We start from the raw sequence: 7,633 nt of genomic DNA on the forward strand, positions 1-7,633 counted from the left end.
GCATCCCCTACCAGGACCTCACGCGGCGGGACGAGTCCCTGTACCGCTCCCTGTTTTTGATGCTCCTTCGTGGGGCGGGCATCACGGCCCACGGGGAGGTCCCGACCAATCGAGGGCGGAGCGACGTCCTGGTCCTCTTTCCCCACCGCGTTGTCGTGCTGGAGTTCAAGCTGGCCCGGAGCGAGGGGGAGATCGCAAGACTGCGGGCTGAGGGACAGCGACAGATCGAGGAGAAGGGCTATGCGAAGCCCTACGACGGAGAGGGCCGCGCCGTGACGTCCACGGTCATCGTCGTCGACGCAAAAAAGCACACGGCGCTCGTCTGCTTGTAGGAGGAGCACACGGAGTAAGCACAGTCCGCGCCAAAGGACAAGGGGGTGGTTTCCCGCGGTTGGGGCTTACCCCCCTTCATGCTACAATAGCGGCAGAAGCCGGGCTACGCCCGGAACACGATCCATGAAAGGAGAGGAAACAATGAAACTGTCGCTGTTTGGCGTCCTGGCGCTGGCCCTCCTGACGACGTTCGGCTGGGCGTGTGCGGCGCAGGCGGCGGACTTCACCGTCCGTTCGCTGGACCTCTACCCGTCCGGAGCGAAGTTCGTCCTGGAGGTCGCGTCGCAGGGGGACTTTGAGATCGAGTTGCCCGGCGCGTTTCGGGAGGACTCCGTGCGCCTCCTGAACCCCCTCGATGCGGAGGACTTCAAGGTGGTGAGCCGCCGGCGGGCCGGCTGGACGCCTCCCGCCCTGGCGGGACTGAAGGCGGAGGTGGAGGCTCAGTCGGCGGCCGTGGCGCGCCTCAACGCCCGAAAGAGCGCGTTCCAGCAGACGCTCCGTCTGCTGGAGGCCATCGTCCCCGCCCCCGAGGACGGGACCCAGGCGCGGGACCTCATCGCCTACGTCCGGGAGGCCCAGACCCTGAAGCTCGATGCGGAGAAGGAGCTGGCGGAGCTGACCCCGGCGCTCGCCCTGGAGACGGAGAAGCTCGACGTCCTGAGGGAGGAGCTGGAGGCTCGGACCCCCGACGGCGCGGGCTCGTTCCTCCTGGTGTCGGGGCACGGGCACGGCGACGCGGTCCTCCTGCTGGAGGCCTTTGCAGAGGCTGCCGAGTGGTCCCCCCGGTACACCATGAACCTGACCACCGCAACGGGGGCTATCGAGACGGACCTCTTCGCCCTGGCCGAGCAGCGCACGGGGCTGGACTACAGCGGCGTCGTCACGTTCCACACGAAGGCACAGGACGAGGGCGTCCGGGCGCCGGAGCTGGCGCCGCTGCGCGTGGGGTTGAAGCCCAAAGAGCAGGACGGTGACGTCCGCAAGTTCCGGATGTCGATGAGTGAGGCGATGGACATGTCTGCAGGGAGCTTCAATGTCCCCTCCGCGGAGGCCGCTCGACCGGCCCCCAGGCGTCTGACGATGACGACGACCCTCTCCGACCGCACGGTGACGGGACAGGGCACGCTCTCCGGCGCGGGGCTGCCCTCGACCTTTACGCTGGGGCGCATCGACCTCACGGGCAAGCCCATGCTGGTCCTCATCCCGGAGCAGCGCGGGAGCGCCTGGCTTGTCGCCAGCATGGACAACGCCGAGACCTCTCTGATCCCAGGGCGCGCGGACCTCATGGTGGACGGCGCGCCGGCGGGCGTCACCTCCCTTCCGGAGTACGGCGTGGGTCAGATGCGGCTCCCCTTCGGCTACGCGCCCCTCATCACCGCCAGCAAGGAGCCGCTCGTGGCCAAGACCGGCTCCTCCTGGTTCAGCGGCGTGTCCACCAACGGCTACAGGATCAAGGTGACGAACGGCATGGCCGAGGACCGCACGGTCACGGTGCGGGACCGCCTGCCCATCCCCACGGACGACAAGGTGAAGCTGGAGGTGAAGCGCATCGAGCCGGCTCCTGCGGAGCGCGACCCGGAGAACCGCCTGACCTGGGAGCTGTCCGTCAAGGCCGGCGAGACCGTGGAGATCGTGGTGGACTACGCCCTGAGCTACCCGTCGGGGGAGGAACTGCTGTACCGCTGAGGAGGAGGCGCTCCAAAAGGGCTTCGTTGGGCTATAATAAACTTGACGTTATTTCGAGTGACGAAAACCGGTCCGCGAGGCGCCGATCGCCTTGCGGGCCCTCGTTGAATCTGGAGAAATCGCTGACGGACGCCTCCGCCTGACCGCGAGAGGGACGTCTAGCAGCTTTTGCGGAGCGAGTCAGCGCTTTTTTGAAGGAGGTCGTGCAACCTTGAAGGCCATAACGCCGTTCCAGCTGTCCGGGCTGCCGATGAGACGCGTCCTCGGGCTGTATTCGTCCCTTCCGTGCCGCTGAGCCATGGCCCGAAACGGCGCGCTCTTTCAATGGCTCACGCTGCCCCCCGCGGTCGCCGTCGCCACCGTCTTCGTGGCGGGGGCCATGGGTTCGCCGGTGGACGCAGAGCCCGTGGACCCATCGTTTTGGGGGATGACCTGTCTCCTGTTCATCGTCCTCTCGGCGCTCTACGGGCTCTTCATCGTCCATGGCTTCGGCCTGGGGCTCCTGCCGCTGCAGTTCGTCGCTCAGGGGATCCTGCTCTGTCCTCTGGCCCTGAGCCGGGGCGCTCGCATGTTCCAGTGGGTGGGCGTCATCATGGCCGTGTGTGGGGCCGTCGCGCTGTTGAACCTCTACCACTATTGCAGGAGGCGGCCCGGCCCAGCCACGGCGAAGGGGGCGGACGAGGCGGAGGTCCGCCTGCCCGTACCCTTCGTCGTGACGGACGGGGAGGGCGTCGTCGAGAGCGTCAGCAGCGGCATGTTGGAGGCCGCGCAACTGCCCCTGGAGGCGGTGAAGGGCCAGAGCGTCGCCGTGCTGCTGACGCCGGGGGACGCTACCGCCACGCTGGGCGGAAGGACGTGGGACGTGATCCAGCGCCCCATGGAGGGCGACCGTTACTACTTTCAGCTCAGTGAGCGCGCGGCGGCCTCTGCCCCTGAAGCGGACGTGACGGCCCTGACGGACCCCGTCACGGGCCTGCAGGTTTTTCGCTACGCCATGATGCGCCTGGACGAGGAGCTCTATCGGACGCGGCGCTACGGGCATCCGCTGACCGTTCTTCTGATCCGCCTTGTGTTCTCCGCTGCCGCGGAGCGGGACCCCGACTCCAGGGAAGCCTTCGTCGCCTACGGCACCCTCGTCCGAAAGAGCCTCCGCACCTCGGACGTCGCCGCCCTGTCGGGGGACCGGGAGCTGATGCTGATGCTTCCCGAGTGCCCCGCCGCCTCGTCGGACGCCGTCGTCAAGAAGATGCTGGGGCTCCTGGGGACGCTGACCCCGGACCACCGCTCCCTTTCCGAGGTCACGACGCTCCACGTCGCCGCCTCCTTTGAGAGCACGGACGACGTCCCGAACGCGAAGTCGCTGGTGGACGGCCTCATTGCATCCATGGCCAAAAAGTACACGCTGAACGCACAATGAACCCCTTTAAACCGCGGCTTTTGGACCGCCTCATCTTGGGGGCCATCGCTGGCCCGTTCCTGTTCGGCATCCTGATCTTCACGCTGATCTTCGTGGCCGGGGACCTGCTCTTTCAGGCCGCGAGGCTCATCATCGAGCAGGGCGTTTCCCTGGGGGTGGTGACGCGGCTCTTCTTCTATCGCCTGCCCGAGGTGGTGGCCATGACGCTGCCCATGTCGTCACTTCTGGCCACTCTTTTGGGCATGTCCTCTCTGGGGAGTGGCAGCGAACTCATCGCGCTCAAGTCCCTTGGGATTCCCTTCTCCCGCGTCCTGCGGCCCGTCGTCGAGGCGTCCCTCCTCGTTTCCCTCCTGGCGCTGACCTTCAACGAGACCGTGGTCCCCTTCACCACCGAGGCGGCGGACCGCCTGATGAAGTACGAGATCCTGAAGAATCAGGTCTCCGCCGTGCAGGAAAAGGTCTTCCTGCGGGAGGAGCAGGACGGGGTGCTGCGCCGCGTGCTATACGTGGACCAGCTGGACGCGAAGCAGGGCGTGATGCGTGGCGTCATGGTGCATGAGTTCGACCGGGACCGCCTGGCGCGCACGCTGACCGCCGAGCGGGGCCTGTGGCAGGAGGGGCAGTGGTGGATCGAGGACGGGCGCGTCTACGACGTGAATCAGGAAGGGGAAGTCACCCTCCTCCTGCGCTTCGAGCGCCAGAGGCTTGCCCTGAACCTGTCGCCCGAACAGCTGCAGATGAGCACGAAGCGGCCGGTGGACATGAGCGCCCACGAGCTGTGGCGCTACATACAGCAGTCCAGCTCCGTGGGGGCGGACCTCTCCCGCCTGTGGGTGATGTTCCACCTCAAGCTGGGGGTGCCCTGGGCCTGCGTCATCATGGCGGTGCTGGGGGCGGGGTTCGGTGCGTCGCGCCAGGGCCGTCGGGGGTCGGGCGTCGGCTTCGGCATCAGCGTCGTCATCGTGTTCGCCTACTACGTCGTCATGTCCATGTGCCGCGCCCTGGGGGAGGCCGGAGCCATCTGGCCCTCGCTGGCGGGCTGGGGGCCGAACCTGCTCTTTCTGGCCGTGGCGCTGTTCTTCGCCTGGAGGGTTGACCGACGATGACGGGCCCCGTCGCGGGCGCGCCCATCGCCCTGATCGCCGGGGAGGGGGCCCTGCCGGAGGCCATCGCGCGGAAGCTGGCGGAGGCCGGAGAGGCCCCGCTGGTGCTGGCGGTGCGGGACGACCTGGAGCCCCTGGCCCCCTTCGCCCGGAGGCTGGTGCGCCTCCGCTGGCCCAGTCTGGGGCGCGGCGTCCGGGAGATGCGACGCTTCGGGGCGGGGCGGGTCATCATGGCCGGCTGGATCCCCAAGCGCGTCATCTACTTTCTGCCGCTGCTGTTCGACCGACTGAGCCGGTCCGTGCTGGCCGGCAGCCTCATGGACGACCACTCGCTCCTGGGGGCCGTCGTCCGCGCGCTGGAGCGCGAGGGCTTCTCCGTGATCCCCTACTGGCAGATCCTGCCGGAGTACCTGGCCGCGGAGGGCCGTCTGGCCGCGAGGGACCCCACCGGGGCCGAGGCGCGGGACGTGGAGTGCGGGCGGGATGTCCTGCGCGTCACCCTGCCCTGTTCCTTCGGTCAGGCCGTGGTCGTGGCGGAGGGCGCCGTGGTGGCCGTGGAGGCCATGGAGGGGACGGATGCCATGATCGCCCGGGCGGGGACGGTGGCGGGACGGGGCGTCGTCGTCAAGATGATGCGGCGGGACCAGGACCTGCGATACGACCTGCCCACCGTGGGGCCCGACACCATCGAAGGGATGCGGCGCGCCGGCCTCACCTGCCTGGCCGTGGAGGCGGGGCGCACGCTGATCCTGGACCCGGACAGGACCCTGTCCATGGCCGGCCGCTACGGCATCGCTGTCCAGGGGATCGCGCCATGAGCGCGGCGCGCTCCATCTTCGTGAGCTGCGGTGAGGTCAGCGGCGACGTCTACGCGGCGGGGTTCCTCCGCCGCCTGCAGGAGCGCGAGCCGGCGCTGACGGGACGGGTCTGGGGCATGATGGGCCCCAGGGCCGAGGCCGCCTGTTCCGACTTGGGGAACTGGCCGCACTGGAGCTACGAGGAGCTGCAGATCATGGGCCTGGGGGAGGCGCTGCGGGCGCTGCCGCGCATCCTGAGGCTGCGGCGCGCGATGGTCCGCGCCGTCATGGAGGCCCAGCCGGAGGCCGTCGTGCTGATCGACAGCCCCGACTATCACCTCCCGCTGGCCTCGGCCCTGCGGCGCGCCGGCTACGGCGGGCGCATCGTCAGCCTGATCCCTCCCACCGTGTGGGCCTGGCGCAGCGGTCGGACGAAGGCCCTGAGGCGGGACTTCGACCTCTGCCTGCCCCTCTTCTCCTTTGAGGATCGCTTCCTCTCGGAGCGCGGGGTCCGTTCCCTCTGGCGGGCGCACCCGCTGGCGAGCGAGCTTCGCGGCTGCAGCGCGCCGGAGGGGCTGACGCGGCGCATCGGCGGCGCACGGGCGATCGCCCTCCTGCCGGGGAGCCGGCGCTACGACATCAAGCACCACCTGGACGTCCTGCTGGGCACAGCACACATCCTGCGGGACGAGGGGTACCTTCCCGTCTTCTCCATCGCCCCGGGGCTTGCGGCGCCCCTGGCCGACGAGCTGCGGGACCGGACGAGAGGCTTTGAGACGTGGGATGGCGAGGGGCGGGGGCTGCTGGTCGCCTGCCGCGCCGCAGTGGGGGTCAGCGGCACCGTGGCGGTGGAGGCGATGGCGCTGCGGCGTTTCATGGTCGTCATCTACAACGTGCGCCCCCTCACCCGCATCCTCCTGAAGGCGCTGGTGCGCACGCCCTACATCTCGATCCCCAACTGCCTGACGGAGGCGCCGGTCTACCCGGAGCTCCTGTGCGGCGACGCCGTGCCGGAGCGCATCGTGGGGGAGCTGCGTCGCTACCTGGAGGACCCCGTCCTGAGGGCGGAGGTCGATGGCCGCCTGGATCGCGGACGGGAGGCCATGGGGACGGAGGACGCGGCGGACTTTTGGGCGGAGTGCGTGCTGGGCCTGTGCGCGGGCCGGATTCTTAACGGTTGAGAGAGGGGCTTTTCGTATGCGAGTTTCCCTGTTGACGAACGGCCCCGGCGAGCTCTGGGGCTGGGTCCGGCCCGTGGCGATGGAACTTCGCCGGCGCGGTCATTCCGTGTCCCTGTGGCTTCTGCCCTGCCCCTTCGCGTCGGGGCACGAGCGGGAGGCGGCGTCCCTGCTGGGCGTCGATAAGCTGGAGGGGCCGAGCGGCGGTCCGGGCCTCTGGCGGGCCATGGCCGAAGAGCGCACGGACTGCGTCATCCAGCTGGGCGGGGACATGATGTTCGGCGCGCGCATCGCGCGCTCCGCCCGTGCTCCGCTCCTCTGCTACACCTACGGTCCCAAGAAGGGGCTGAAGGGCGCGCGGGTCTTCACGGCCTTTCCCTCCCAGGCCCGCGCCATCCCCGGAGCCCGCGCCATCGGGGACCTCGTGAAGGACGCGCTTCTGCTGGATGCCGCCCAGCCTCCGGAGCGGGGTTGCCCCACGCCGCCTCACGAGGCCCCCGGAAGGGACTGGAACCGTACCAAAGAGGGGGTCCGCGTGCTCTTCCTCCCCGGAAGCCGCCCCCCCATCCGCCGCGCCGCCCTGCCCTGGCTTGCCGCCGTCCGGTCCGCCCTGCGCGTCCGGCTTCCGGAGGCCGAGGTGCGCACCCTCTTCCCCCCCTTCGTCCCGGAGGCGGAGCTGAGGGAGTGGGACGACGCGGGGCTGCGCCCCGTGCGGGCCCCAGCGGGCCTCGTCATGAGGGACGCGGACTTCGCTCTGACCCAGCCGGGCACCAACAACTTCGAGTTGATGCACTGCGGCGTCCCCTCGCTCGTGGTGGCGCCCGAAAGCTTCCTGGACCTCATCCCCATCGCGGGGCTGAGGGGTGTCCTGGCCTCGCTGCCGCTGGTGGGGCGCGGGCTGCGCCGCGCCGCGGCGCGGCGGATCCTGAACCGCTGGAACGGCGTCATCGCCCTGCCGAACCGTCTGACGGACCGGCGCGTGATGGACGAGCTGTACGGCGACGTCAGTCCGGAGCAGACCGCCTCCCGAATAGCGGAGGACCTGAGCGATGCCGGTGGGCTGGCCCGCGCGCGGGAGGAGTTGCTGGCCCTGTCGGGGCAGGGCGGGGCGGCCGCCCG

At 69.5% G+C, this 7,633-nt stretch carries 7 protein-coding genes; all 7 read left to right on the top strand.

Annotation, left to right across the window (positions count from 1 at the left end; genetic code table 11):
- Positions 1-332 (top strand): PD-(D/E)XK nuclease domain-containing protein (locus ACO41U_RS09380; protein WP_485943433.1); only part of this gene is annotated, 332 nt, incomplete at its 5' end.
- 142 nt (positions 333-474) lie between these two features.
- Positions 475-2,019, top strand: a complete 1,545-nt coding sequence (locus ACO41U_RS09385) for a DUF4139 domain-containing protein (RefSeq protein ID WP_485943435.1) — start codon at positions 475-477, stop codon at positions 2,017-2,019.
- 298 nt (positions 2,020-2,317) lie between these two features.
- Positions 2,318-3,436 (top strand): nucleotidyl cyclase domain-containing protein, encoded by a 1,119-nt coding sequence (locus tag ACO41U_RS09390; protein WP_485943437.1) that lies wholly within the window; start codon positions 2,318-2,320, stop codon positions 3,434-3,436.
- Entirely contained in the window at positions 3,433-4,542 is a 1,110-nt protein-coding gene (locus tag ACO41U_RS09395; RefSeq protein ID WP_485943439.1) for an LptF/LptG family permease, read from the top strand. Before ACO41U_RS09390 ends, ACO41U_RS09395 begins: the two co-directional genes overlap by 4 nt.
- Positions 4,539-5,357 carry an LpxI family protein gene (locus ACO41U_RS09400; RefSeq protein WP_485943441.1) on the top strand — a complete coding sequence of 273 codons (819 nt, stop codon included), beginning with the start codon at positions 4,539-4,541 and terminating at the stop codon, positions 5,355-5,357. The genes ACO41U_RS09395 and ACO41U_RS09400 overlap by 4 nt, the downstream gene beginning before the upstream one ends.
- Positions 5,354-6,517: a lipid-A-disaccharide synthase gene (locus tag ACO41U_RS09405; protein WP_485943443.1), complete on the top strand. Its 1,164-nt coding sequence runs from the start codon at positions 5,354-5,356 to the stop codon at positions 6,515-6,517. The genes ACO41U_RS09400 and ACO41U_RS09405 overlap by 4 nt, the downstream gene beginning before the upstream one ends.
- A 16-nt stretch (positions 6,518-6,533) precedes the next feature.
- Positions 6,534-7,633: glycosyltransferase family protein (locus ACO41U_RS09410; RefSeq protein WP_485943445.1), on the top strand; the 1,100-nt coding region annotated here is incomplete at its 3' end.

Source organism: Fretibacterium sp., assembly GCF_057312375.1.

Bases quoted from the DNA above. Each gene is read 5' to 3' on its own strand.
- ACO41U_RS09385 (WP_485943435.1), top strand. From the start codon at position 475: ATGAAACTGTCGCTGTTTGGCGTCCTGGCGCTGGCCCTCCTGACGACG.
- ACO41U_RS09390 (WP_485943437.1), top strand. From the start codon at position 2,318: ATGGCCCGAAACGGCGCGCTCTTTCAATGGCTCACGCTGCCCCCCGCG.
- ACO41U_RS09395 (WP_485943439.1), top strand. From the start codon at position 3,433: ATGAACCCCTTTAAACCGCGGCTTTTGGACCGCCTCATCTTGGGGGCC.
- ACO41U_RS09400 (WP_485943441.1), top strand. From the start codon at position 4,539: ATGACGGGCCCCGTCGCGGGCGCGCCCATCGCCCTGATCGCCGGGGAG.
- ACO41U_RS09405 (WP_485943443.1), top strand. From the start codon at position 5,354: ATGAGCGCGGCGCGCTCCATCTTCGTGAGCTGCGGTGAGGTCAGCGGC.